This window comes from Mumia quercus (assembly GCF_025506335.1).
Classification (GTDB): domain Bacteria; phylum Actinomycetota; class Actinomycetes; order Propionibacteriales; family Nocardioidaceae; genus Mumia; species Mumia quercus.
Genome location: NZ_JANZYO010000001.1, coordinates 88,613 through 111,555, shown reverse-complemented (window position 1 = coordinate 111,555; position 22,943 = coordinate 88,613). Strand labels below are relative to the sequence as shown.

The window sequence follows — 22,943 nt, the reverse complement described above, 5'->3', positions numbered from 1 at the left end:
GCGTGGCCAACTGCCCAAATCGGGGTCGGGCGCGCATCACCTTGGGGACAGGAAGTTCGCCAGGAGGTCGTGGCCGCGCGGCGTGAGGATCGACTCCGGGTGGATCTGCACGCCCTCGACCGGGTGCTCGCGGTGACGGACCCCCATGAGGACGCCCTCGGCGTTCCACGCGGTCGGCTCCAGCGCCTCGGGCAGGTCCTCGACGACGAGCGAGTGGTAGCGCGCCGCCACCAGCGGGCCGTCGAGCCCTGTGTAGACGCCGCGGCCGTCGTGGTGGACCAGCGAAGGCGACCCGTGGACCGGCCGCGGCGCCCGTACGACCCGCGCCCCGTACGCCTCGCCGATCGCCTGGTGCCCGAGGCACACCCCGAGCACCGGCGTGGTCGCCCCGAGCGCTCTGACGGCATCGACGCTGACGCCGGCGTCGGACGGTGCTCCGGGCCCGGGCGAGATGACGAGATGGGTGAGGTCGCCGGCGCGCCGCCTCCGCACGAGCGCCTCGACGTCGAGGGCGTCGTTGCGGACCACGGTGGCCTGCGCGCCGAGCTCGCGGACGTACTGCGCGAGGTTGTGCACGAACGAGTCGTAGTTGTCGATGAGCAGCACCCGCGCGCCTGCCCTTGGGCGAGGCACGGAGCTCGTCGTGACCGGTCGCGCCGAGGCGTCGAGGTCGCGCAGCCATGCCGTCGTACGGCCGGGGGCGCGGCACGTGATCCCCTCGACCTCGGTGACGGCGCGGACGCGACCGATCGCGTTGGTCACGAAGAGCTCGGTCGCGCAGGCCAGCTCGTCGAGGGCGATCCGACGCTCGTACACCGGGACCGCGCGCTCGCGCAGCAGCCCGAGCACCACGTCACGCGTCACGCCGGGCAGGATCCGGCCGTCGAGCGCCGGAGTGTGGACACCGTCGTCGAACACCGCGAACACGTTGCCCCGCCCGGTCTCGAGCACGCTGCCGTCGGTGTCGACGAGCAGCGGGTCGCGCGTGGCGGTCCACGGCGCCCCCGGCAGCGCGTCGAGGACGGTGCGGTCGCACCACTTCGCGTCGCCGAGACCGCCGGGGACGACGACGGGCCGCAGGACCCACGGGTCGGACGGTACGGCGCCGGCCGGCGTGGCGGTCACGTCGACGGCGCCCGTACGGGGGTCGAGCGTGAGACGCAGGCGGTGCGCGCCGGCGAGCGGGGCTGCGGTCTCGGCCACGCGTACGGCCAGCGCGTCGGGGTCGAGGGCGATGCCGTACGTGGTGCGTGCGGCACCGGCGAACCGCGTCACGTGCCCGTCGAGGTCGACGGGGTCACCGTCGCGGACGAGGAGCGTGTCGAAGATCCCCGCCGCGGGATCCGGGGTTGCGGGGGTGTGGTCTCGATACGCGTCTCGCCCTTGGGGGCTCGCCGCTACTCGACCAACCTGGGGGCTCGCCGCTACTCGACCAACCAGAGGGCTCGCCGCTACTCGACCAACCAGCGGGTTTGCGACGACGCCGCCGACGGCGCGCAGGAGCGGGGCCGCTTTGGTGAAGCACTCGCGCAGCTCGTCCTCGGGGTCGGAGTCCGCGACGACGCCACCGCCGACCCCGAGCCACACCCGGTCGCCACGCAGCTCGAAGGTCCGGATCGCGACGTTCGCCTCGAGCCCGCGCGGCCCCGCGTACCCGATCGCACCCGTGTAGACCTCGCGCCCCGTGGCCTCGAGCGCGTTGATCACCTGCATCGCCCGCACTTTCGGCGCACCGGTCACCGAGCCGGGCGGGAACGACGCCCGCAGGACGTCGGCGTCCGAGGCACCCGGCAGGAGCCGCGCCTCGACGTCCGAGACCAGGTGCCAGACACCCGTGTGCGCCCGCGGAGCGGCGGTCGCGGTGACCTCGACCGTGCCGGTACGGGCCACGCGGCCCAGGTCGTTGCGGACCAGGTCGACGATCATCACGTTCTCGGCCCGATTCTTGACCGAGGCCGCGAGCGCCGCGGGATCGGAGTCGGCCGGAGCCGTGCCCTTGATCGGCGACGACACCACCCGGTCGCCGGTCCGCCGCACGTACAGCTCGGGCGACAGGCTCACGACCGTCCCCGTACGGCCGGCGACGAAGGCCGCGTACGCCGGGCCCAGCGCCTCGACGCCGGCGACGAACATCTCGAGCGGGTCCCCGCTCAGCCGCGACTCCAGCCGCAGGCAGACGTTGGCCTGGAACAGGTCGCCCGCGTGGATGTGCGCGATCGCGCGACGCACCGCCTCGCGGTGGGCCTCGAGGCCGGGGACGGCCACGAACGGCTCCAGCGCGTACGGGGCCGGGAGCGGGTCTGCGCCGTCGAGCAGCTCCCGGAGCTCGAGCCAACGTCGCTCGACCTCCGCCGGCGCCGCCACCGACTCGAACCACCACACGCCGTCGACACCGCGGCGCAGCACGGTGTCGTAGCGTGCCAGGTCGGCAGCGGGTAGCGGGTACGGCCGTGGCGGCGCCGTGCCGATGTCCTCGAGCCGGGCGCCGAGCGGGTAGCCCCACCAGCCGACCCAGGTGCCCGCCGCGGTCCCGCCGGCGGCGCCGTCGGTGTCCGGCCCGGTCCCGAGCGCGAACGGGTCCTCGCCGTCGCCGAGCACGCTGTCCGGGTCGTATGCGACGAGGTCGTGCCCGTCGTCCCACGACCCGACCAGCGCCACCAGGCGTTCCCGGTCGCGCAGGCGACGCAGCAGCGTGCCGGTCGCGACCTCTCCGACCCGCCGGCGGACGGCGGGTGCCGTCATCGCGCGGGGGTCTCCAGGGGAGCCGAGACGAGGTGCGTCTCGTGACGCAGCCACGCGTCGACGACCTCGTACGCCCGCTTGCGCGGTCCCTCGGTCGACAGGAAGACGTCGTGCCGCGCCCCCTCGATCGGCACGACGTGGGTGTCCCCACCCAGGCAGCCCGCCCAGCGTGCGATCTGCCGCACGTCGAGGACGGCATCGGCGGCGTCGACGGCCTCGGAGTACCTCGACGTGAAGTGGCTGCGCGACGAGCGCAGCACCAGCGACGGCACCCCGACGTCGAGCCCGCGGTGGAGCCGCGCGTGCCCGAGCCGGATCGCCCGCAGCCAGCCGAAGGTCACCGGGAAGCCGGTGACCGGCTTCCACGCCGTGTTGAACTCCCACTCCCCGAAGTGCGACGCAGCCAGGCTCGACCCGTACGCGTCTCCCGGCGGCAGCTTGATCACGGTCGTGGGCTTCACGCGACCGACGAGCTTGACGACCTCGGTGCCGACCGTGCGGAGGTACGGCGCGCCCTGGAGGTCGAACCACGGGCTGTTGAGCACCAGTCCCGCGACGTCTTCCTCACGCTTGCCGGCGCGGCGACGTCGGTCGAGCCACAGCGGGAGGATCAGGCCGCCGGTCGAGTGCGCCGCGAGGACGACGTCGCCGCCCTGCTCCGCGCGGACGATCGCCAGCGCCTGCTCGAGCTCGACGTCGTACGAGGCGAGGTCGGAGACGAAGTGCGCGGTATGCCCCGGATGCAGGGAACGACCGCACTTGCGCAGGTCGAGCGCGTAGAAGGCGAGGCCGCGCGCGGCGAAGAAGTCGGCCAGCGCGGTCTGGAAGAAGTAGTCGCTGAAGCCGTGGACGTACAGGACCGCTCCGGTGGCAACCTCGCCGGGCTGCGGCACCCGGCGTACGAGGGTGGCGTCGATACGGCCCTCGCCGTCGGGGTCTTCGCCGAGGTCGATGCGGTGCTGCTCGTACCCCACGCCCAGCACGTCCGGCTGCCAGCTGGTCATCGGTGCTCCTCTCGCGGCCGCTCGCCCGCGGCCTCCCACGCCGAAAGCGTACGGGGAGGCGCACGGGCGAGCCGTCACGGTCTTCGGAGTCAGCCGACCCTCTCGAACGGAGTCGGGGTCTCGCCCGTCCACCGGTAGAGGTCGAGCGCGCCGGTCTGCTTCCTCACGCCGTCCTCGGTGACGGGGCCACCCGAGGCGCCGTAGAAGTAGCCGTTGCCGACAGACACCAGCCCGTACGACGCGTCGAAGGTCCACCCGAACGTCGAGGACGCCGGGTCGTACTGGCCCTCCGGCAGCAGCGTCAGGTGGTCGCCGAGCTCGGGCTCGGCCTGGCCGCGCACCACGGCCTCGTACGGCGGACGGTCGCCGTCGACGACGAACAGCGAGTAGTTCGGATAGCTGGGCTTGGTCCCCTCGTAGACGGCGAGGAACCAGTTGCCCGACGCCTCGTCGTACTCGAGGTTCTGGACGCCGTACGTGGTGTTGCCCGTGAAGACGAAGTACTTGTTGCGCACCTCGCGCGGGCCGCTGCGGTGCGGGGCGTCCTGGGCGAGCGGCCGCTCGTACCGGCGCCAGCCCGAGACGTCGTACTCCAGCAGCACCTGGTTGTCGTTGTCGATGCGGTCCTTGTGGGCGTAGATGCCGTACGCGACGCGCAGCACCTGCTTGCCCTTCGCCTTGCCCTTGCCCTGGTCGGCGGCGGGGCCGAACGCGACGCCGTCGATGCCGCTGCTGCCGTAGCGGTGGTCGGCCGTGTTGGCGGTGTCTCCGTCGAACGTCCCGTCACCGTCCATGTCGGCGGTGAAGTCCTCCACGACCTCCGGGAGGTAGACGGTCGTCATCACGCCGTCGGTCTCGGCGTCCATGCCGACCCGGTCGACCTTGTCGCCGTCGAAGATCGCGATGTAGAAGGCCTCCTCGGCCTTGTACTCCAGCGAGCCGTAGACGCGGCCGTCCTTCTCGTTGAAGTCGAGGTCACCGAGGTGGCCGGTGAGCCCGGTCACCGTGCCGAGGACGTTGCCGTCGAGGTCGGTCTTGACGAGCATCTGCGTGAACGACCAGTAGACGACGCCCTCGCGCTCGTCGATCGCGGCGCCCTGGACATGGCTCGTCGGCCAGGCGCCGCCGTCGATGTGGCGAGGAAGGGCAGGTGGTCTCGAGGGCTTGTCCGCGCGTTGCTGCGCGGAGGTGGGGGTACGCTCGCCCGCCGGCTCGGCGACGGCGGACGTGGTGGGGAGGAGCAGAGCGGTGGCGGCCACGAGGGCGGCCCCTGATCGTACGAGCGGGTGGCGCATGGGTTCCTCTCGTCGGATGTGCTTCCTGCACATCGAACCTAGAGGAGTTGGCGGTTTTCCGACACCGAGGCGGCGAGACGACAAACGTCGGGCGACGAGAGCGTGTCTTGCTCAGTCGTGCGGGATCTCGCTGATGACCTGCGCACCGAGGGTCCGGCTCAGCAGCTCCTCGTGGCTCAGACCGTCGTTGTCCATCGCCGGGTCGTCCGCGCGGGCGTGCCGGTCCGGGTCGTACGCCTCAGGTCGTGCGACGTCCTCGCGCAGCTGGGCGCGAGCGGCGGCGATCGCGTCGGCGCTGGCACGCTCCGGTCGCGCGGGAGCGTCGGAGGGTGGCGCTGCCGACGCGGGCGGCGCCTCGGGCACCGGACGGGGAGCCGGCGCTGGGGCGGCGTCTGCCGGGGCGGCCGGCTCCGGCGCACGGGTGGGCGGCGCCGGGGCGGGCGCGGCGCTGCCGCCGGCGGCCGAGGGATCGACGATCGCCTCGACCCGCCACGTCCCTCCAAGGACGTCCGCGAGCGCGTTGGCGAGGATGCCGTCGGAGCCGCTGCGCGCGAACGAGTCGCGGGCGCCGGCGTTGACCAGCCCGATCGTGACGGTGCTGCCCTCCAGCGAGTGGACCTGGGCGTTCTGGCTGAGCATGACCCACGTGAAGCGCCGCAGCGCGCGGACCTTGTCGAGGATCTGCGGCCACAGCCGGCGGACGTCGGCCACACCGACGGCGCCAGGTGCTGCGGGCGGCTGCTGGGGCGCCTCGGCAGGCGCGGCGGCGGCAGGCGCCGGCTCTGGCGCGGGAACAGGCGCGGGCGGGGTCGCCGCTACAGGAGCAGGCGCGGCCACCGGAGCAGGCGCAGCGGCCGGAGCAGGCGCGGCCACCGGAGCAGGTGCTGCCTGCGGAGTGGACTCGCCGACCATCGCGAGCCGTCGCTCGATCCGGTCGAGCCGCGCCTGGAGGCCGTCGGGAGTCGCGTCGGCGCCGGGCAGAAGGATGCGCGCGCAGATGAGCTCGAGGAGCAGCCGTGGCGCCGTGGCCCCCCGGAGCTCGGTCAGGCCGGCGCTCACCACGTCGGCGGCGCGCGTCAGGTCGGCGCGACCGAAGCGCGCGGCCTGGTTCTCGATGCGCTCCGCACGGTCGCCGGGGATGTCGATGAGCCCGATGGAGATCGCGTCGGGCACGTTCGCGACGATCACCAGGTCGCGCAGGCGCTGGAGCAGGTCCTCGGCGAACCGGCGCGGGTCCTGCCCGGTCTCGACGACCTTGTCGATGGCGGCGAACACCGCGCCCCCGTCGCCCGCGGCGAACGCGTCCACCACCTCGTCGAGCAGCGAGTCGGGCGTGTAGCCGAGCAGCGCGGCGGCGAGGTCGTACGTGACCCCGTCGTCGCCGGCACCGCTGATGAGCTGGTCGAGCACGCTGAGGGTGTCACGGACCGAGCCGCCGCCTGCACGGACGACGAGCGGCAGCGCCGTGGGCTCGAGCGGCACCCCCTCCGTCCGGCCGAGCTCTTCGAGGTACGACGTGAGGACCTTCGGCGGGACGAGCCGGAACGGGTAGTGGTGGGTCCGTGACCGGATCGTGCCGATGACCTTCTCGGGCTCGGTCGTCGCGAAGATGAACTTCAGGTGCGGGGGTGGCTCCTCGACGAGTTTGAGGAGCGCGTTGAAGCCCTGGCTCGAGACCATGTGGGCCTCGTCGATGATGTAGACCTTGTAGCGGCTGTTGACCGGCGCGAAGAACGCCCGCTCGCGCAGGTCGCGCGCGTCGTCGACACCGCCGTGGCTCGCGGCGTCGATCTCGATGACGTCGATGCTGCCCGGCCCGCCGCGCGCGAGGTCGCGGCAGCTCTGGCACTCGCCGCACGGGTCGGCCACCGGCGCGCGCTCGCAGTTGAGGGCGCGCGCGAGGATGCGCGCGCTCGTCGTCTTGCCGCACCCACGAGGTCCTGAGAAGAGGTAGGCGTGGTTGACGCGGTTGTTGGCCAGCGCGTGCCGCAGCGGCTCGGTCACGTGCGACTGGCCGATCACCTCGGCAAACGTCTCTGGGCGGTAGCGCCTGTACAACGCCATGGGTTCGTCCACGCCTCAACCCTAACGATCGCTCATGACGGTCGGCGGAGGCCGCCGTTGATGCGCAAGGCCCCACGACATCAGCGTCGCGGGGCCTTCCGGGGGTTTGCTTTCTCGCACGGCGCCCGAGGCGCACTTGCACTGTCCTACCGTGCTGTTTGCCCGGCGTGCAAGGGCATCCGGGGACTTTTTCGGCTATCCAGAGGGTCGTACACAGGCACCGCTACGCCATCCACAGAGATGGGGAGTTCATCCACAGTTTCGCCCACAGGCAGGAGTCGTCGGTTCACACCGAACGCTCGTCCGCGGGCGGCCGCCCGTACGTGACCGCGTCGACCACCTCGGGCGGCGACGTCTCGACCAGCTGCCGGTCGGGCCGCGCGCCCAGCGCATCGTTCACCGTCGAGAACGCGAGCCGGAGCGCGACGAACACCGTGGCCTCGAGCACGGCACGGTCGTCCAGGCCGACGGAGCGCAGTCGCGCGACGTCGTCGGGCGACGTGGCGTTCGGGTCACGGACGACCGCGTCGGCCCACGCCGCGAGCGCGGCCGCACGCGGCTCGAGGACCTCCCACCGCCCCTCGATCACCGAGGCGGCCGTCGCCGGGTCGGCGAGACCGGCGAGCCGGCGCCCCCACGCGAGCGAGCAGTAGGAGTCGCCGCGGGCCGCCGCAGCCGCCACGACGAGGACGGCCCGGTCGTCGTCGGTCAGCGCGCTGTCGCTGGCGACCGCCGCCCGCGCCGCGGTGAACGCGTCGTTCACGTCAGGGCGCCAGGCCCACAGGCGTGTGAGGTTGTCCACGTACCCGCCGGCGTCTCGGTCCCCGGCGTACATCGCGGTGACGGCGTCGGTCTGGGGCGGCTCTTCGAGGAACATCACCCCAGCATGGACCCGCGGGGGTCCGGGAGGGTGCAGACATGAAAAGGTCCCTCGCGCACCCGATAGAGCTCACTTACCCTTGCTGCCTTCCGGCCCTGGGGGAGTTGGGCGAGATACCGCCGCGCGAGGGACTGCCGTCATCCTACCGACAACGGTCAACGTCCTCGGGCACGGGGCTCGACCCCGGCCCGATTCACGGCCGCCAGGCGCGAACGGGTACCCTGCTCGCGGAGGATTCGCATAGTGGCCTAGTGCGCACGCTTGGAAAGCGTGTTGGGTTAACGCCCTCAGGGGTTCGAATCCCCTATCCTCCGCCAGCCACGACGGCCCGGCCCGCACGACGCGGTCCGGGCCGTCGTCGTACGCGGCGCGACGACGTGCCCTGAGCGGCGGCGAGAGCCGAGGTCGGCCTGACTAGACTGCAGGGGTGATCTTCCGAGGAGTGGGCGAGGGCAAGCCGTACCCTGAGCACGGCCTGACCCAGAGCCAGTGGGCGAAGCTGCCGCCGCAGCAGGTCCGGCTCGACACGCTCATCACCATCAAGCGCCAGCTCGACCTGGCCAGCCTCCTCGACGAGGACTCCACGTTCTTCGGCGACCTCTTCCCGCACGTCGTCGGCTGGCAGGGCGGGCTCTACCTGGAGGACGGTCTGCACCGCGCGCTGCGCGCAGCCCTCCAGCAGCGCCAGGTGATGCACGCCCGCATCTACACGATGGACAGGTGACCATGACCCGGGGGTTGCGTACGTTCCTCACGATGGCGGTGCTCGTCGCCGTCTTCGTCGGCGGCACCTACACGGGCGTCCGCCTGCTCTTCGCCAAGCCGCCGAGCCTGCCGGAGGTCGCTGCCGACACCTGCCGCAACCGCACGCTCGACCGAGGCGAGCAGCTGTCCACCAACCAGGTGCGGGTGAACGTCCTCAACGCGAGCGAGCGCTCGGGCCTGGCCAACCGCACCATGATCAACCTGCAGACCCGAGGCTTCTTGCCCGGGACGATCACCAACGCTCCCGAGGACACCCGGATCGGCAACGTCCGCGTGGTCGCCCGCGAGCCCAACCGCGTCGACGCCCGCCTGGTCGGCGCTCAGTTCAAGGGCAAGGTGCAGTACACGAAGGGCGTGCCCGGCGACGACGCCAACGTCGAGATCCTCATCGGCAAGAAGTTCGAGGGCCTCAAGAAGAAGACGATCGAGTCGATGAAGGCCAAGAACCGCGTCACGATCTGCGTCCCGGACCTGACGGAGCCCGTGTCCTGACGACGCGTACGGTCGCCAGGACACGGGCCCGCGTGCTCAGCTGGTGATCGCCACCACTCCGAGGTGGTTGGAGATCGAGTTGTAGCGCTCGGCGTACACCCGGATGCCGCCCATGTCGTAGGCGATGATCATGCCTCGGATGGAGGCACGCGGGAGCGTGGAGTTGCGCTGGTAGACAGGGCCGCCGCTGTCGCCCCTGCGGACGATCACCCGGTCGTCGCTGCGTCGGCCTCGCATGAGGTACGTCGTGCAGGTCGCCGGGATGTCCGGGTCGTCGCAGTACGTCGCGGAGAGGCTCTTGATCTCGACCCCGCACACCGACTTCGTCACCTGGCCCGACAGGCACACCGAGTCACCCACGTCGCCGTCGTTGGCGCCGGTGACCACGCGGGTGGTGAAGTTGTCGAGGCCGTCGGTGTAGATCGAGTTCGTGTACGTCGAGCCGGCCAGGCGCGCCTGGTCGTACTCGGGGTAGCTGGTGCGCCCGGCGGTGTTCCCGAAGAAGTACGAGCCGGAGTACCACGACGTGCCGTTGGGACCACAGTGTCCCGCGGTGACGGAGTAGCGCGTGCTCGACGACTTGCTCTTCACCGTGAACCCGGAGGTGCACCCGGTCGAGCCGGCCGTGATGCGGGCACCGCCCCAGTGCGGCGAGGTGTCGGAGTTGCGCGAGGCCCGGGCGCTCTCGCCGCTGTAGCGGACGACGACGGCGCCTGGCTTGACGCCCTCGACCGGTGCCCGCGCGACGTCGAGACGACCTGCGGCAGGTGCCGCCCCCTCGACGTCGACGACCACCGACTCGAGCTCGGGATCGAGGTCCATGCTGAAGCTGCTGCGCTGAGCGGCGTCGTCGGCCCACTCCTGCGCCATGACCTGTCGCCAGGCCGTCCGCAGCTCGTCCGCGCTGCGCTCGGACTTCGTGACCGTGAGGTTGGCACGTGCCGAGGGGGGAAGACCCGACGTCACCCGCGCGATCAGCGCGGCCGGGTCGGTCTCACGGGTGACGACGACCTCGTAGCCGTCGGCGGCGCTGCCGATGACTCCGATGATCCCGGCGTCGAGGCCGACGGGGACGCCGTCGGCGGGCTTCGCGCCTCGGGGGGTGAGAAGGGCGGTCAGTCGTTGGGCCACCTGACGTTGGACGGTAGTGACCGTCGCGGTCTCGGCGGAGGTGGGGGCTTCGTCACCGGCAGCGGGACCGCCGGTGGTGGTGAGGAGCCCGGCGCTCAGGACGAGCGCGAGGGCTGGGACGGTGATGAGCTGGCGTGGAGTCGACATCGGGGCTCCTTCGTCGCAGGGTCCGCTGCCCGAAGGTTAATGGGAGTTCACTAGGTCCGCTCGGCAACTGCTGGACCATCTGGCCGGCTTTGGTTAGCCTTACCTGAGATGCGCTTCCGAACGAGGAGAATCCGTGAGCACCACGACCGACACCGCCGTCGCCGCCTGGCGCTTCTTCGACGTCGAGGTCGCGCGTACGCAGGTGCTCTCCCGCTCGTTCGTCCGTCTCACGTTCCGCGGTGACGACCTCGACCAGATCGCCGACAACGGCTTCGACCAGCGCATCAAGCTCGTCCTGCCCGACGCGACCGGCGGGTACGACCACGTCCCGAGCGGGCTCGACTGGTACGACCAGTGGCGCAGCCTCCCCGACGAGCACCGCAACCCCATCCGTACGTACACGATCCGCTACGTCCGCCCGGAGCTTCGCGAGGTCGACGTCGACGTCGTCCTCCACGGCCCCACCGGACCTGCCGGCCGGTACGCGGCGACCTGCCGGCCGGGCACGCGCGGAGCGCTGATGGGCCCGAACGCGCTCCACCCGGGTCCGCACGGCGCGATCGAGTTCGCCGTCCCCGACCCCGGGCACCCGCTCCTGCTCGTCGGCGACGAGACCGCACTGCCCGCGATCAGCCGGATCCTCGAGGACCTGCCGGCCTCGACCAGCGGGCACGTCGTCGTCGAGGTGCCGTACGCCGAGGACTTCACCGAGCTCACCCGGCCCCGCGGGATGGCGCTCACGTGGGTCGCCCGCGAGGGCGGCGAGCACGGTGCGCACCTCGTCCCGGCGGTCCGCCGCGCCGCCGACGACCTGCTCGCCGGCGTGCGTACCCGGGTCGAGACGGTCGCCCCCTCGACCCGTGCGCTCGAGGACGTCGACGTCGACAGCGAGATCCTCTGGGAGGTCCCTCTGGACGACGTCGGGCTCCCGCTGCCACCGCAGGGCGATCTGTACGCGTGGCTGGCCGGCGAGGCGTCGACGATCAAGACGCTGCGCCGGTTCCTCGTGAGCGAGCGCGGGCTCGACCGCCGCTCGGTCGCGTTCATGGGCTACTGGCGACAGGGTCGCGCCGAGGGCTGACGCCGCCGGCGCCCGACCCGCTCACAGCGCCGCGCTGATCCGCGGGTCGGTCGAAGGGACGGGCGCCTCCGTCCGTACCCACGGGTCCCCGCCGAAGTAGGTGGAGAAGATCGTCTCCGCGGTGCGTGTCGCCAGCGCCTGGGTCGTCAGCGTCGGGTTGGGCCCGCCGAGGGAGTTCGCCAGCGCTGAGTTGTCCGCGACGAACAGCCGCTTGACCCCCCGCGCCTCGCACCGCTCGTCCAGCACGGAGGTCGCAGGGTCGGCCCCCATCCGCATCGACGACTGCGTGTGGAGGATCAGCGGCGCCCAGTCGATGCGGTAGACCTTCTTCGCCCCTGCCGCACGCAGGATCTCGGCCGCACGGTTCGCCAGGTAGTCGCGCCGTCGGACCGTCGCCGGGGAGCGCCGCGACCCGTCGAGCTCCACGCGGGCCGGGGCCCCGTGCTCGTCTCGCGGGTAGAGCGGAGGGAGGCGGACGCGGTTGCGGGCCTCGACGTCGTCGGCGGTGATGACGAGCAGGCTGAGCAGCCGGTCGATGCCGCGGCCCATCACCTCCTTGAGCTCCGAACCGGCGAGCCGCCCCGAGCTGCCGTCCCACGCCCCCCGCTTCCCGCGGCCGAGGTCGTACTGGCATCTGATCCCGCTGCCGCTGAAGCTCATGCTGAAGGCCTGGAGCGCTGGCGGGAGCCCGCCCTGCTCGATGCACCCGTAACCGGGGAACTCCGCGCGGGCCGCCGACGCCGGGCCCCGCGAGGCCCCGGTGTCCTTGTCGAACGTGCCGACGATCCAGTCCAGCGCGTGGTCGGTCAGCCCGCGGCCGACCCAGTCGTTGGGGTTGGGCAGCTCCGAGGACAGCCACAGCCTCGGCGTCTCCACACAGCCTCCGGCCAGCACCACGACCCGGGCGTCCTCGCGGGACGGTGTCCTTGTCGTCGTTGGTCCGGTACGTCACGCCGGTCGCCACGCGCTCCCCGTCACGCACCTCGGTGTGGACCTGCGTGACGAACGCGTCGGTCACCAGCGTCGCGTCGCGACCGCCCGAGGACCACGCGCTCGCGGTCACGGCCATCGGCACGTAGCTGTTGTCGGTCGAGCGCTTGGCGACGAGGTTGCGCGGCGCGTCGAGCGGTGAGCGGCAGCCCTGCGCGCAGAAGCCGCAGAACGTGCATCCCTGCGCCTGCGGGTAGTGCAGCAAGGACGAGTCCGAGGTCCGGCCCGCCGTGCCGTGAGGCTGGAGGATCGCGTTCTCCTGCGGCCGGAAGGCGACGCCGTGGGTGTCCTTGGTCGTCTGCACCGGCAGCCCGAGCGCCTCGCAGCCGTCGAAGAACACCCGCTCCTTTCGGCCCATGGGCGCGGTCTGGACCGGCAGCGTCGCCTCGACCCACTCGTAGTACGGCACGAGCTCGTCGTAGCCGAACGGGAACGCGTGCGCGGTGTCGTACGCACCGCGGTCCGCGCCGTCGTACCCCGCGAACGCGCCCTGGTAAGCCCGCGGGCTGTTGCCGTAGTAGTGCAGCGTCGTGCCCCCGACGCCGGTCACGTTCCAGATGTAGGAGTTCTGCGGCTGGTCGCGGATCCAGGCCGGGCGCGACCGGTCCCGAGGGCCGACCCGGAAGTAGCCGTCCTTCGGGTTGAAGGCGTCGTTCTCGAAATGGGTCCACTCCTGCTCCGGGTTGTCGTGGGCGGCCCCGGCCTCGAGCAGCAGCACGTCGAGACCACGACCGGCCAGCTCGGCGGCGACGACGGGGCCGCCGCCACCGGCGCCGACGACGATGACGTCACGCATCACGCCACCTCCGTCCGGCCCTGGTAGTAGCCGAGCAGCTCCGGATGTCCGTCCGGCGGCCGCGTACGCCCGGGCAGGTAGCGCGTCTGGTCCCACCCGATCGGGCGGCGGACGAGCTGACGCGTGGCGCGGTCGAACGTCGACTGCTCGCTGTACATCCCGTCCGAGGGCAGCGCCAGCATCGCCATCGAGAGGAAGCGGATCAGGGAACGCAGCTCGTCGGCGAGGAAGTCGCCCACGAGCGGTCGCAGCGCGGCCACCACCGAGGGCTCAGGCCCTTCGAGGTCGGCGAACACGCGTGCCTTCTCGGTGTAGCGCAGGCGCGCGAAGGGCGAGTCGAAGCCGATCCGGAACAGCGATGCCGGCACGAGCACGCTCGCGGTGACGTTGAGCAGCAGCGCGATGACGATGGAGGCCGGGAGGTGCTCGTCGTTCTCGAGCACGAGCGTGAGCGCCTCGTCGACGCGCTGCGCCCGCGACAGCCCGACCCGCCGCAGCGACAGCGGCAGCGGCGTCGGCAGCGAGCCGAGCTCGCGCGTGCCCTCGGTCATGAGGGGGACGACGATCGCGTCCGGGAGCGGCAGATAGCCGTCGATCGTGTCCATGAGGAACTGGGGCGTCTTCGTCGCGACGCCACCCGCCTCGGCGCGCACCTCGAGCTGGCGCAGCGAGTAGAGGTCGGGTCCGGGGAGGCAGAAGGCCGCGACTCCGCTGAACGTGTCGAACGCCAGGCGCTGCAGCTGCGGCCGCAACCACCTCATGAGGTCCTCGATGACGTCGGCGGTCGCGGTCGGCGCCGCGGCGCCCGCCGAGGGAGGCCCGGCCAGCGCCGGCGGGAGCGCCACGGCGAGGCCGAGGACGCCGGCACGGACGAGGAACGCCCGTCGGCCGGTGACGAGTGGAGGGCGGGCGGGGTCGAGGTCGGCGAGAGGGCGAGGGTCGGTCATGGTGGCTCCTGGGTGGGTACGCCGTGCCGGGGGCACCGTTCTCGCGGGTGCTTGGCCGCGTGGGTGCCCCGAGAGAGGCGGACGTAAACCCATGCGCAACTCTGTGTCACAAATTCGCCGGTTCCCGCGTCGCTAGGCTCCCGGCATGACTGAATCCGTCGTGTTCGACATGGACGGCGTGCTGATCGACTCCGAGGAACGGTGGGACGCCGTACGCCGCGAGCTCGTCGCCGCGGCCGGCCGGCCGTTCCCCGACGAGGCGACGCGCGCGATGCAGGGCATGAGTGCACCGGAGTGGGAGCGGTACCTCCACGAGGAGCTCGGCGTCCCCGGCACGCCCGAGCAGATCGGCCGCGAGGTCGTCGACGCGATGGCGGACGGCTACCGCGACGACCTCCCGCTGCTCCCCGGCGCCGTCGACGCGGTCACCGCCCTCGCCGCCTCGTACCGGCTCGCGGTCGCCTCCTCGTCGAACCGGAGGCTGATCGAGCTCGTCCTCGAGCTCGCCGGCATCGCCGACCACTTCGATGTGGTCGTGTCGAGCGAGGAGGTCGACCGAGGCAAACCCGACCCGGACGTCTACCTCGAGGCCGCCCGACAGCTGGGAGTGGCGGCGGACGCGTGCGTCGCCGTCGAGGACTCCTCCAGCGGACTGCGCGCCGCACACGCTGCCGGGATGGCCGTCGTCGCGGTGCCGAACCGCGCCTTCCCGCCCGACCCCGACGCGCTCGCGCTCGCCGACGTGGTCGTCGAGCAGGTCGGCGAGGTCACGCCCGCGCTGGTCGCCGACCTGCGCTGAGGCCGAGAGCGCCCCGAAAGCACCGAAAGCACCGAACCCCGCCCGGGATCCCGGGCGGGGTTCGTACGGCGGTGGCGGTGGGATTTGAACCCACGGTAGGTTTCCCTACACAACATTTCGAGTGTTGCACCTTCGGCCGCTCGGACACGCCACCGCAGAAGAGATTACCGGACCGACCCCAGTCCTCCCGCACCGGGTCGTCGCCTCATCGATGGTCGGCGAAGAAGGCCAGCAGCTGGGCCGCGGCCTCCTCCGCCCGCACGCCTCCACGTACCTCCGGACGGTGGTTCAGCCGACGGTCCCGCACCACGTCCCAGAGCGAACCGACCGCGCCCGCCTTCTCGTCGTACGCGCCGAAGACCAGCCGCGAGACCCGAGCGAGCACGAGCGCACCGGCGCACATCGTGCACGGCTCCAGGGTCACGACCAGCGTGCAGCCGTCGAGCCGCCACTCCTCCCCGCGGGCCGCTGCCGCCGCACGCAGCGCGATCACCTCGGCATGGGCGGTCGGGTCGCCGTCTCGCTCACGGGCGTTCCAGCCCTCGCCGATCACCGTGCCGTCGGCGTCGACCACCACGGCACCGACCGGCACGTCGCCGGTCTCGACGGCGCGGGAGGCGAGCGTGAGGGCACGGCCCATCAGGCCCTCGTCGTACGCGAGCGGGGAGTCCACGTCAGTCGAGCAGCGCTTCGTAGGCCTCGCCGAAGCCCAGCCGCTCGGCGATGTCGCCGAGGACCTCGTCGGGGTAGGCGTCCGGGTCGTCGAGCAGCACCGCGAGGTCGATCGCGGTCACACCGAGATCGCTCAGGATCTCCATGTCGCCTGCCGGCTGCGGCTCGTCGTCCTCCTCCGGGTCGGGCAGGTCGAGCGCATCGGCGACCGAGCTGGCGAGCGGCCACTCGTCGACCGCCGTGACGTCGGAGAGGAGGAGCTGGGTCCGCGGTCCGGTCACGCGCGCGAGCACGAAGAAGTCCTCGTCCACGGCGACCATGCCGATCACGCCGCACTCCGACGGGAACGGCCGCAGCGCACGCTCGAGATCCTCGACGCTCGCGGTCACGTCGGCAGGCAGGCGAGACACCTGCCAGAGGCCTTCCTCGCGGTAGGCGAGCACCGCGACGTCCACCTGGTCCTCCGCCACGACCCACACCTCCTTCGACGCAGCACAACACGTACACCCGAGGATGGCAGAGGAAGGCAGCCCAGTGTTGGGGAGACGCACCCCGTTCGTCGCTCGGTAGGGTTCCGGTCATGGACATCCACGTCGTCGACCACCCGCTGGTGGACCACAAGCTCACCACCCTGCGGGACGCCGAGACCGACTCCCCGACCTTCCGGCGCCTCACCGACGAGCTCGTCACGCTGCTCGCGTACGAGGCCACGCGTGACGTGCGCGTCGAGGACGTCACGGTCCAGACCCCCGTCGCCGCCGCGAAGGGTGTCCGCCTGGCGCCGCCGAAGCCGCTCATCGTCCCCATCCTGCGCGCCGGTCTCGGCATGCTCGAGGGCCTGCAGCACCTCCTGCCCACGGCGGAGGTCGGGTTCCTCGGGATGATCCGCAACGAGGAGACGCTCGAGCCCGCCACGTACGCCGAGCGACTGCCGGACGACCTCACCGGCCGCCAGGCGTACGTGCTCGACCCGATGCTCGCGACGGGCGGGACGCTGTCGGCCGCGATCGAGTTCCTGGTGCAGCGTGGATGCACGGCCATCACGGCGGTCTGTCTCCTCGCCGCCCCGGAGGGCATCGCGCGCGTCGAGGCCGACCTCGCCGACATCGCCGTGCCGGTCTCGCTCGTGGTCGCCGCGGTGGACGAGCGGCTCAACGAGCACGGCTACATCGTCCCTGGCCTCGGTGACGCGGGCGACCGCCTCTACGGCGTCGTCTGACCGCTTCGTTGGGCCCACCGAAGCCTGCATGCCCCACCTGAACGTTGAGGTGGGGCGCGCACGCTTCGTGGGGGTACGCCGACGGAATCGCCGGTTGTCCACAGCTGCGACGCGCCGTGGATGCGCGGACCGGTGGCGTCCCGCCAGGCTTCCGGGATGGAGATCGAGCACGACCCGGCGATCAGAGCGCTCGCCGAACGGCGCGGCGGCTACTTCACGACGGCCGACGCGCGAGCGTACGGGTACGGCCCGACGCCGCTCGCGGCTGCCCGTCGGCAGGGAGCGCTCACGAAGGTGCGGTACGGCGCGTGGGCGCTGAGCCGGATGCACGAGGCGCTCGACGCGACGGAGCGGTACGCGGTCTGCTGCCTCGCGGTCGCGGACAAGCTCGGGCCGGGCACCGCGCTCACCCACCACTCGGCGATCGCCGTACGGGGCCTGCCGCTCGTCGCGGTGGACCTCTCGGTCGTGCACGTGACACGACTCGACGGCCGAACCGGGCGTACGGTCGCCGGCGTCCGTTTCCACGAGGGCTCGCTGGCCGATGACGAGATCGCCGAGGTCGCAGGCCGACCGGTGTCCACGCTCCCGCGGGCGGTCTGGGAGTCGGCGTCGCTCGCACACGTGCGCAGCGGCGTCGTGCTGATGGACGCGGTCCTCCACCGCGAGCTCGTCGATCGCGAGCAGCTCGAGCGCGCCCAGGTGCGTCATCGCGGGTGGCGGGGAAGCCCGCGCGCGGCCGCGGCTCTCACGTTCGCCGACGGCAGGTCGGAGTCGCCCGGCGAGTCGCTGGGGCGATGGATGTTCCACGTGTTCGACCTGCCGGAGCCGGAGCTCCAGTACGACGTCTTCGACGAGGACGGCAGGTTCCTCGGCCGCTCGGACTACGCCTGGCCGCAGTGGCGGCACCTCGGCGAGTTCGACGGGCTCCGGAAGTACCTCCGCCCGTACAAGCAGGGCGACGACGCCTCGAGAGTCGTCGTGTCGGAGAAGCGCCGCGAGGAGAAGATGTGCGGGCAGCGCTTCGGCATGTCTCGTCTGATCTGGAGCGACGTCTTCGCGCTGGACCGCCGGGTCGCGGACCGCGTCCGCGCGCAGATGGAGCAGTCGCGGCGCCTGTTCGGCTGACACCCCACCGGAGCCGTCGACCCCCACCGCAATCTTCCGGTGGGGCGCGCACGCCGCGGTGGGCCAACGGAAAGTGACGGGGGTCATACCCGAGCCGAGGGGCGATGTCCACCGTACGAGACGCGCATCTCACCCACTGGTCGTCCGGCGGCCGCTGAGGCTAACGTCTGCCCAATGAAGATCGGCGTGGTCAGGGAGACCGCGCCGGGTGAGACCCGCGTCGCCGCCACACCGGCGACCGTCACCCAGCTGATCAAGCTGGGGTACGACGTCGTGGTCGAGTCCGGCGCAGGCGAGGCGTCCAGCTTTTCCGACGAGGCGTACGTGGAGGCGGGCGCTTCGACGGCGCCGCGCGACGAGGCCTGGCGGGCCGACCTGGTGCTGAAGATCAACGCGCCGACCTCGGACGAGATCGCGCTGCTCGCCGACGACGCGACCCTTGTGAGCCTCCTGGCACCCGCGCTGAACGAGGCACTCGTCGACGAGCTCGCGCAGCGCCGGCTGACCGTGCTGGCGATGGACGCCGTGCCGCGGATCTCGCGCGCCCAGTCGATGGACGTCCTGTCGTCGATGGCCAACATCGCCGGCTACCGGGCAGTGGTCGAGGCCGCGCACGAGTTCGGGCGGTTCTTCACCGGTCAGGTCACCGCGGCCGGCAAGGTCCCGCCCGCCAAGGTGCTTGTCGCGGGCGCCGGCGTTGCCGGCCTGGCCGCGATCGGCGCAGCGAGCAGCCTCGGCGCGATCGTCCGCGCGACCGACCCCCGGCCCGAGGTGGCCGACCAGGTGAAGTCGATCGGCGGCGAGTACCTCAAGGTCGACGTCGAGCAGGAGGTCTCGACCGACGGCTACGCACGGGCGACCAGCGAGGCGTACGACCGGCGCGCCGCGGAGATCTACTCCGAGCAGGCCGCCGACGTCGACATCGTCATCACGACCGCGCTGATCCCGGGGCGCGCGGCGCCGCGGCTGATCACCGAGGAGGACGTCGCCCGCATGAAGCCGGGCAGCGTCATCGTCGACATGGCGGCGGCCCAGGGCGGCAACGTTGCCGGGTCCGTCGCAGGCGAGAAGGTCGTCACCGACAACGGCGTGACGATCCTCGGCTACACCGACCTCGCCGGCCGCCTCCCCACCCAGGCGTCGCAGCTGTTCGGTACCAACATCGTCAACCTGCTCAAGCTGCTGACGCCGGGCAAGGACGGCCAGCTGGTCCTCGACTTCGACGACGTCGTCCAGCGCGGCGTCACCGTCGTCCGCGACGGCGAGAAGACCTGGCCTCCGCCGCCCGTCTCCGTGTCCGCCGCCCCGGCGGCCGCGGCTGCCGCCCCGACCCCCGTCGCACCAGCGGAGAAGGCTCCGACAAGCCCGGCGGTGAAGTGGGGTCTCATCGGTGCCGGCATCCTCGCGCTGTTCCTCGTCAACGCGTTCGCGCCCGCTCCGCTGCCCGAGCACTTCACGGTGCTCACCCTCGCGGTGGTCATCGGCTACTACGTGATCGGCAAGGTCCACCACGCCCTGCACACGCCGCTGATGTCGGTGACCAACGCGATCAGCGGCATCATCGTCGTCGGCGCGATGCTCCAGATCGCCGTCGGCGACGGCACGGAGAACGCCACCACCATCAGGGTGCTGTCGTTCGTCGCGATCCTCCTGGCCTCCATCAACGTCTTCGGCGGGTTCGCCGTGACCCGTCGCATGCTCAGCATGTTCTCGAAGGACTGACGCCGCCATGACTGCACAGAGTGCTGCCACCGCGGCGTACATCGTCGCCTCCCTGCTGTTCATCCTGTCCCTCGCCGGCCTGTCCAAGCACGAGACCTCGCGCAACGGCGTCTGGTACGGCATCTCCGGCATGGCGATCGCGTTGGTCGCGACGTTCGTCCTCGTCGCCGACGTCGCGGACGTCACCGCGATCGCGCTCCTGCTCGCCGCCGTGCTGATCGGCGCCGCGATCGGCCTCTGGCGTGCCCGGATCGTCGCGATGACGCAGATGCCGGAGCTCATCGCCCTGCTCCACTCGTTCGTGGGCCTCGCCGCCGTGCTGGTGGGCTGGAACGGCTATCTCGCCCCGAACCACCTGTCCGGTTCGCTGGCCGACATCCACCACGCCGAGATCTTCATCGGCATCTTCATCGGCGCGGTGACCTTCACCGGCTCGATCGTCGCCAACCTCAAGCTGTCGGCCCGGATGCGCTCGGCGCCGCTGATGCTGCCGGGCAAGAACGCGATCAACATCGGGGCGCTCGTCGCCTTCGTGGCCCTGACGATCTGGTTCGTCGTCTCCCCGAGTCTCGTCCTGCTGATCGTGGTCACGGTGCTCGCCCTCGCCCTCGGCTGGCATCTCGTGGCCTCGATCGGCGGCGGCGACATGCCCGTGGTCGTGTCGATGCTCAACAGCTACTCGGGATGGGCGGCGGCCGCGTCGGGCTTCCTGCTCAACAACGACCTGCTGATCGTCACAGGTGCTCTCGTCGGCTCCTCGGGCGCCTACCTGTCGTACATCATGTGCCAGGCGATGAACCGGTCGTTCCTCTCGGTCATCGCCGGTGGGTTCGGCATCGAGGCGTCGAGCAGCGACACCACCGACTACGGCGAGCACCGCGAGATCACTGCGTCCGACGCCGCCGACCTGCTGACACACGCCCGCTCGGTGGTCATCACCCCCGGGTACGGCATGGCGGTCGCCCAGGCGCAGTACCCGGTGGCCGACCTCGTCCGCAAGCTGCGCGAGCGCGGGGTCGAGGTCCGCTTCGGCGTCCACCCGGTCGCCGGCCGCCTGCCGGGCCACATGAACGTCCTCCTGGCCGAGGCGAAGGTCCCGTACGACATCGTCCTGGAGATGGACGAGATCAACGACGACTTCGCCGACACCTCGGTGGTCCTCGTCATCGGCGCCAACGACACGGTGAACCCCGCGGCAGCCGAGGATCCGTCGAGCCCGCTGGCCGGCATGCCGGTGCTGCGGGTCTGGGAGGCCGAGAACGTCATCGTGTTCAAGCGCTCGATGGCGGCCGGGTACGCGGGTGTCCAGAACCCGCTGTTCTTCCGCGAGAACAGCCAGATGCTCTTCGGTGACGCGAAGGAGCGGGTCGAGGACATCCTCCGCGCCCTCTAGGCGACATCCGCGATGCGACATCGAGGGTGGCACATTCCGGATACCGACGGTATCTTCCCTGCATGACCTCCACGTTCCACGGCAGGGTTGCTGTCGTCACCGGCGCCGCGCGCGGCATCGGCGCAGGTGTTGCCCGCGAGTACGTCCGCCGCGGCGGGCGCGTCGCCCTGATCGGGCTCGAGCCCGACGAGCTCGAGTCCCTGGCGAAAGAGCTCGGTCCTGCGGCGGCCTGGTGGGAGGCCGACGTCCGCGACACGGCCGCCGTGACCAGCGCGATCGACGCGGCCGCCACCCACTTCGGACGCCTCGACGACGTGCTCGCCAACGCCGGCATCGCCTCGTACGGCACCGTCCGCCAGGTCGACCCCGAGGCCTTCGAGCGGGTCGTCGACGTGAACCTCAACGGCGTCTTCCGGACCCTGCACGCAGCGATCCCGCACGTCATCGAGACCAAGGGCTACCTCCTGGTCGTCTCGTCGCTCGCCGCGTTCACCCCGCTCGCCGGCCTCGCCCCCTACAACGCGAGCAAGGCCGGTGTGGAGGCCCTCGCCCTCGCCACCCGGCAGGAGATGTGGGTCCACGGGGTCAAGGTCGGGGTCTGCCACCCGTCGTGGATCGACACCGACATCGTGCGCGGCACCGAGGCCGACCTCCCGAGCTTCAAGGCGATCCGCGGCAAGCTCCCGTGGCCTGCCAACGGCACGACCACGCTCGAGGACTGCGTGACGGCGATCTGCGACGGCATCGCCAAGAAGAAGCGCCGCGTGTACGTCCCGCGCGGCGTCGTGGTCGCCAACATCACCAAGCCGCTCCTGTCGTCCGCGCTCGTCGAGCCGATCGCCAAGCGGATGGTGAAGCAGACGATCCCGACGATGGAGGCGGAGGTCGCGGCGCTCGGCCGCAACCACTCGAGCCACGTCCCGGTCACCGACCGGAAGTAGCGTCGACCGGCCGACCGCCGACAGTACGGGGGACGGTCAGGCGGTCGCGCCGACCGAGGCGGCGAGCGCGACGATGTGCCCGAGACGGGCGAGCTCGGAGTCGAGGACGGGCGGGCCGCCGTGGCGTCCGAAGACGACGACCGCGTCGCGCTTGGGGACGGGAGCCCCCGCGAGGACCATCGAGCCCCACTCGGCCAGCGGGCTCAGGCGCTGCGCGTGGTCGAGCGCGAACCACTTCTCGACGTCGGGGACGAACTCCGGCGCGGTCGCCGTCGCGTGCAGCACCCGGGCGCCGACACCGCCGCGCGCCAGGAGGAGCGCCCAGTCGGCACGGAACGTCTCGGGGATGCGGTCGACCAGACTCTCCAGCGCGCGCGCCGGCTCGGCCGTGAAGGCCTCGACGGCCTCGAGGTCCATCGAGAGGTTGGCGCCTGCGTTGTAGCGCGAGATCCACTGCACCCGGACACCGTCGAGACGGTGGCACGCGGTGATCAGCTGGTCGGGCATCGTCGTCACCGGGAGCTCGAGCAGCACGTCGTCGACGGCCTTGCCGTCCGAGCGGTGCTCGACGATCTCGATCGCGTGGATGTCTGCGCCCGCTTCACCGAGTGCCGTCGCGACGGCGCCGAGGGACCCCGGCACGTCAGGAAGCTCGATTCGCAGCAGAAACGCCATTGGTCAGAATCCTCCGTTCAGCCGTCCGCGCTCCTCACGCGTGCGCGGTCGACGGTGACC

At 71.7% G+C, this 22,943-nt stretch carries 22 protein-coding genes, 2 tRNA genes and 1 other RNA gene; 12 read left to right on the top strand and 13 right to left on the bottom strand.

The features are described from left to right. Positions 1 to 36: 36 nt before the first annotated feature. The 6 genes from NYZ95_RS00510 to ffs all read right to left on the bottom strand — a co-directional run bounded on the left by NYZ95_RS00510 (position 37) and on the right by ffs (position 8,121). Positions 37 to 2,742 carry an aminodeoxychorismate synthase component I gene (locus NYZ95_RS00510; RefSeq protein WP_262847650.1) on the bottom strand — a complete coding sequence of 902 codons (2,706 nt, stop codon included), beginning with the start codon at positions 2,740 to 2,742 and terminating at the stop codon, positions 37 to 39. Then, on the bottom strand, positions 2,739 to 3,746 hold the full coding sequence (locus tag NYZ95_RS00505) for an alpha/beta hydrolase (RefSeq protein WP_262847649.1): 1,008 nt from the start codon (positions 3,744 to 3,746) through the stop codon (positions 2,739 to 2,741). The genes NYZ95_RS00510 and NYZ95_RS00505 overlap by 4 nt, the downstream gene beginning before the upstream one ends. Before the next feature lie 89 nt (positions 3,747 to 3,835). Beyond that, positions 3,836 to 5,005 carry a hypothetical protein gene (locus tag NYZ95_RS00500; RefSeq protein WP_262847647.1) on the bottom strand — a complete coding sequence of 390 codons (1,170 nt, stop codon included), beginning with the start codon at positions 5,003 to 5,005 and terminating at the stop codon, positions 3,836 to 3,838. Positions 5,006 to 5,152: 147 nt separating this feature from the next. Then, the gene (locus NYZ95_RS00495; RefSeq protein WP_443677468.1) at positions 5,153 to 7,117 is read right to left on the bottom strand and encodes a DNA polymerase III subunit gamma and tau; all 1,965 of its coding nucleotides are present in this window, start codon (positions 7,115 to 7,117) and stop codon (positions 5,153 to 5,155) included. Positions 7,118 to 7,391: 274 nt separating this feature from the next. Further along, positions 7,392 to 7,982, bottom strand: a complete 591-nt coding sequence (locus tag NYZ95_RS00490; protein ID WP_262847645.1) for a carboxymuconolactone decarboxylase family protein — start codon at positions 7,980 to 7,982, stop codon at positions 7,392 to 7,394. A gap of 42 nt (positions 7,983 to 8,024) precedes the next feature. Continuing rightward, an RNA gene (gene ffs, locus NYZ95_RS00485) (signal recognition particle sRNA small type) lies at positions 8,025 to 8,121 on the bottom strand. Between the two features lie 93 nt (positions 8,122 to 8,214). Between ffs and NYZ95_RS00480 the strand changes: the two genes are divergently transcribed. The 3 genes from NYZ95_RS00480 to NYZ95_RS00470 all read left to right on the top strand — a co-directional run bounded on the left by NYZ95_RS00480 (position 8,215) and on the right by NYZ95_RS00470 (position 9,242). Beyond that, positions 8,215 to 8,302: transfer RNA gene (locus NYZ95_RS00480), tRNA-Ser, on the top strand. Positions 8,303 to 8,412: 110 nt separating this feature from the next. Further along, a complete protein-coding gene (locus tag NYZ95_RS00475; RefSeq protein ID WP_167001140.1) occupies positions 8,413 to 8,709 on the top strand; it encodes a type II toxin-antitoxin system VapB family antitoxin in 297 nt (98 codons plus the stop codon). A 2-nt stretch (positions 8,710 to 8,711) separates the two neighbouring features. Next, positions 8,712 to 9,242: a LytR C-terminal domain-containing protein gene (locus NYZ95_RS00470; RefSeq protein WP_262848657.1), complete on the top strand. Its 531-nt coding sequence runs from the start codon at positions 8,712 to 8,714 to the stop codon at positions 9,240 to 9,242. Positions 9,243 to 9,278: 36 nt separating this feature from the next. Here the strand turns inward: NYZ95_RS00470 and NYZ95_RS00465 are convergent, their stop codons facing one another. Beyond that, positions 9,279 to 10,520: a chymotrypsin family serine protease gene (locus NYZ95_RS00465; protein ID WP_262847642.1), complete on the bottom strand. Its 1,242-nt coding sequence runs from the start codon at positions 10,518 to 10,520 to the stop codon at positions 9,279 to 9,281. A 133-nt stretch (positions 10,521 to 10,653) separates the two neighbouring features. Between NYZ95_RS00465 and NYZ95_RS00460 the strand changes: the two genes are divergently transcribed. Further along, on the top strand, positions 10,654 to 11,601 hold the full coding sequence (locus NYZ95_RS00460; protein WP_262847640.1) for a siderophore-interacting protein: 948 nt from the start codon (positions 10,654 to 10,656) through the stop codon (positions 11,599 to 11,601). A gap of 21 nt (positions 11,602 to 11,622) precedes the next feature. On the opposite strand, the gene NYZ95_RS20240 is transcribed toward NYZ95_RS00460, so the two are convergent. After that, positions 11,623 to 12,477 (bottom strand): GMC oxidoreductase, encoded by an 855-nt coding sequence (locus tag NYZ95_RS20240; RefSeq protein ID WP_262847638.1) that lies wholly within the window; start codon positions 12,475 to 12,477, stop codon positions 11,623 to 11,625. A gap of 50 nt (positions 12,478 to 12,527) precedes the next feature. Between NYZ95_RS20240 and NYZ95_RS00450 the strand changes: the two genes are divergently transcribed. Both NYZ95_RS00450 and NYZ95_RS00445 read left to right on the top strand, forming a co-directional pair. After that, positions 12,528 to 12,680 (top strand): hypothetical protein, encoded by a 153-nt coding sequence (locus NYZ95_RS00450; RefSeq protein ID WP_262847636.1) that lies wholly within the window; start codon positions 12,528 to 12,530, stop codon positions 12,678 to 12,680. A gap of 572 nt (positions 12,681 to 13,252) precedes the next feature. Then, the gene (locus NYZ95_RS00445) at positions 13,253 to 13,414 is read left to right on the top strand and encodes a hypothetical protein (protein WP_262847634.1); all 162 of its coding nucleotides are present in this window, start codon (positions 13,253 to 13,255) and stop codon (positions 13,412 to 13,414) included. Here NYZ95_RS00445 and NYZ95_RS00440 read toward each other — a convergent pair. Continuing rightward, positions 13,387 to 14,334, bottom strand: coding sequence for a hypothetical protein (locus NYZ95_RS00440; RefSeq protein ID WP_262847632.1), 948 nt, complete (start codon positions 14,332 to 14,334; stop codon positions 13,387 to 13,389). The two genes, NYZ95_RS00445 and NYZ95_RS00440, sit on opposite strands and share 28 nt — an antisense overlap. Positions 14,335 to 14,479: 145 nt before the next feature. Between NYZ95_RS00440 and NYZ95_RS00435 the strand changes: the two genes are divergently transcribed. After that, complete coding sequence (locus NYZ95_RS00435; RefSeq protein WP_262847630.1) at positions 14,480 to 15,133, top strand: HAD family hydrolase; 654 nt, start codon at positions 14,480 to 14,482, stop codon at positions 15,131 to 15,133. 69 nt (positions 15,134 to 15,202) lie between these two features. Here the strand turns inward: NYZ95_RS00435 and NYZ95_RS00430 are convergent. The 3 genes from NYZ95_RS00430 to NYZ95_RS00420 all read right to left on the bottom strand — a co-directional run bounded on the left by NYZ95_RS00430 (position 15,203) and on the right by NYZ95_RS00420 (position 16,275). Continuing rightward, positions 15,203 to 15,287 (bottom strand) — tRNA-Ser (locus NYZ95_RS00430). Between the two features lie 51 nt (positions 15,288 to 15,338). Next, a complete protein-coding gene (gene tadA / locus NYZ95_RS00425; protein WP_262848655.1) occupies positions 15,339 to 15,773 on the bottom strand; it encodes a tRNA adenosine(34) deaminase TadA in 435 nt (144 codons plus the stop codon). Between the two features lie 34 nt (positions 15,774 to 15,807). Further along, positions 15,808 to 16,275: a tRNA adenosine deaminase-associated protein gene (locus NYZ95_RS00420; RefSeq protein WP_262847629.1), complete on the bottom strand. Its 468-nt coding sequence runs from the start codon at positions 16,273 to 16,275 to the stop codon at positions 15,808 to 15,810. A 110-nt stretch (positions 16,276 to 16,385) separates the two neighbouring features. Between NYZ95_RS00420 and upp the strand changes: the two genes are divergently transcribed. From upp to NYZ95_RS00395, 5 genes are all read left to right on the top strand, one after another. After that, positions 16,386 to 17,024 carry a uracil phosphoribosyltransferase gene (upp, locus tag NYZ95_RS00415; RefSeq protein WP_262847627.1) on the top strand — a complete coding sequence of 213 codons (639 nt, stop codon included), beginning with the start codon at positions 16,386 to 16,388 and terminating at the stop codon, positions 17,022 to 17,024. Positions 17,025 to 17,180: 156 nt separating this feature from the next. Beyond that, positions 17,181 to 18,152 (top strand): type IV toxin-antitoxin system AbiEi family antitoxin domain-containing protein, encoded by a 972-nt coding sequence (locus NYZ95_RS00410; protein WP_262847625.1) that lies wholly within the window; start codon positions 17,181 to 17,183, stop codon positions 18,150 to 18,152. Between the two features lie 174 nt (positions 18,153 to 18,326). Continuing rightward, positions 18,327 to 19,874 carry a Re/Si-specific NAD(P)(+) transhydrogenase subunit alpha gene (locus tag NYZ95_RS00405; protein ID WP_262847623.1) on the top strand — a complete coding sequence of 516 codons (1,548 nt, stop codon included), beginning with the start codon at positions 18,327 to 18,329 and terminating at the stop codon, positions 19,872 to 19,874. A 7-nt stretch (positions 19,875 to 19,881) separates the two neighbouring features. After that, the gene (pntB, locus tag NYZ95_RS00400) at positions 19,882 to 21,267 is read left to right on the top strand and encodes a Re/Si-specific NAD(P)(+) transhydrogenase subunit beta (RefSeq protein WP_262847621.1); all 1,386 of its coding nucleotides are present in this window, start codon (positions 19,882 to 19,884) and stop codon (positions 21,265 to 21,267) included. Between the two features lie 62 nt (positions 21,268 to 21,329). Continuing rightward, positions 21,330 to 22,208, top strand: coding sequence for an SDR family oxidoreductase (locus tag NYZ95_RS00395; protein WP_262847619.1), 879 nt, complete (start codon positions 21,330 to 21,332; stop codon positions 22,206 to 22,208). A 36-nt stretch (positions 22,209 to 22,244) separates the two neighbouring features. On the opposite strand, the gene NYZ95_RS00390 is transcribed toward NYZ95_RS00395, so the two are convergent. Further along, entirely contained in the window at positions 22,245 to 22,874 is a 630-nt protein-coding gene (locus NYZ95_RS00390) for an ACT domain-containing protein (protein WP_372500445.1), read from the bottom strand. Positions 22,875 to 22,943 lie beyond the last annotated feature (69 nt).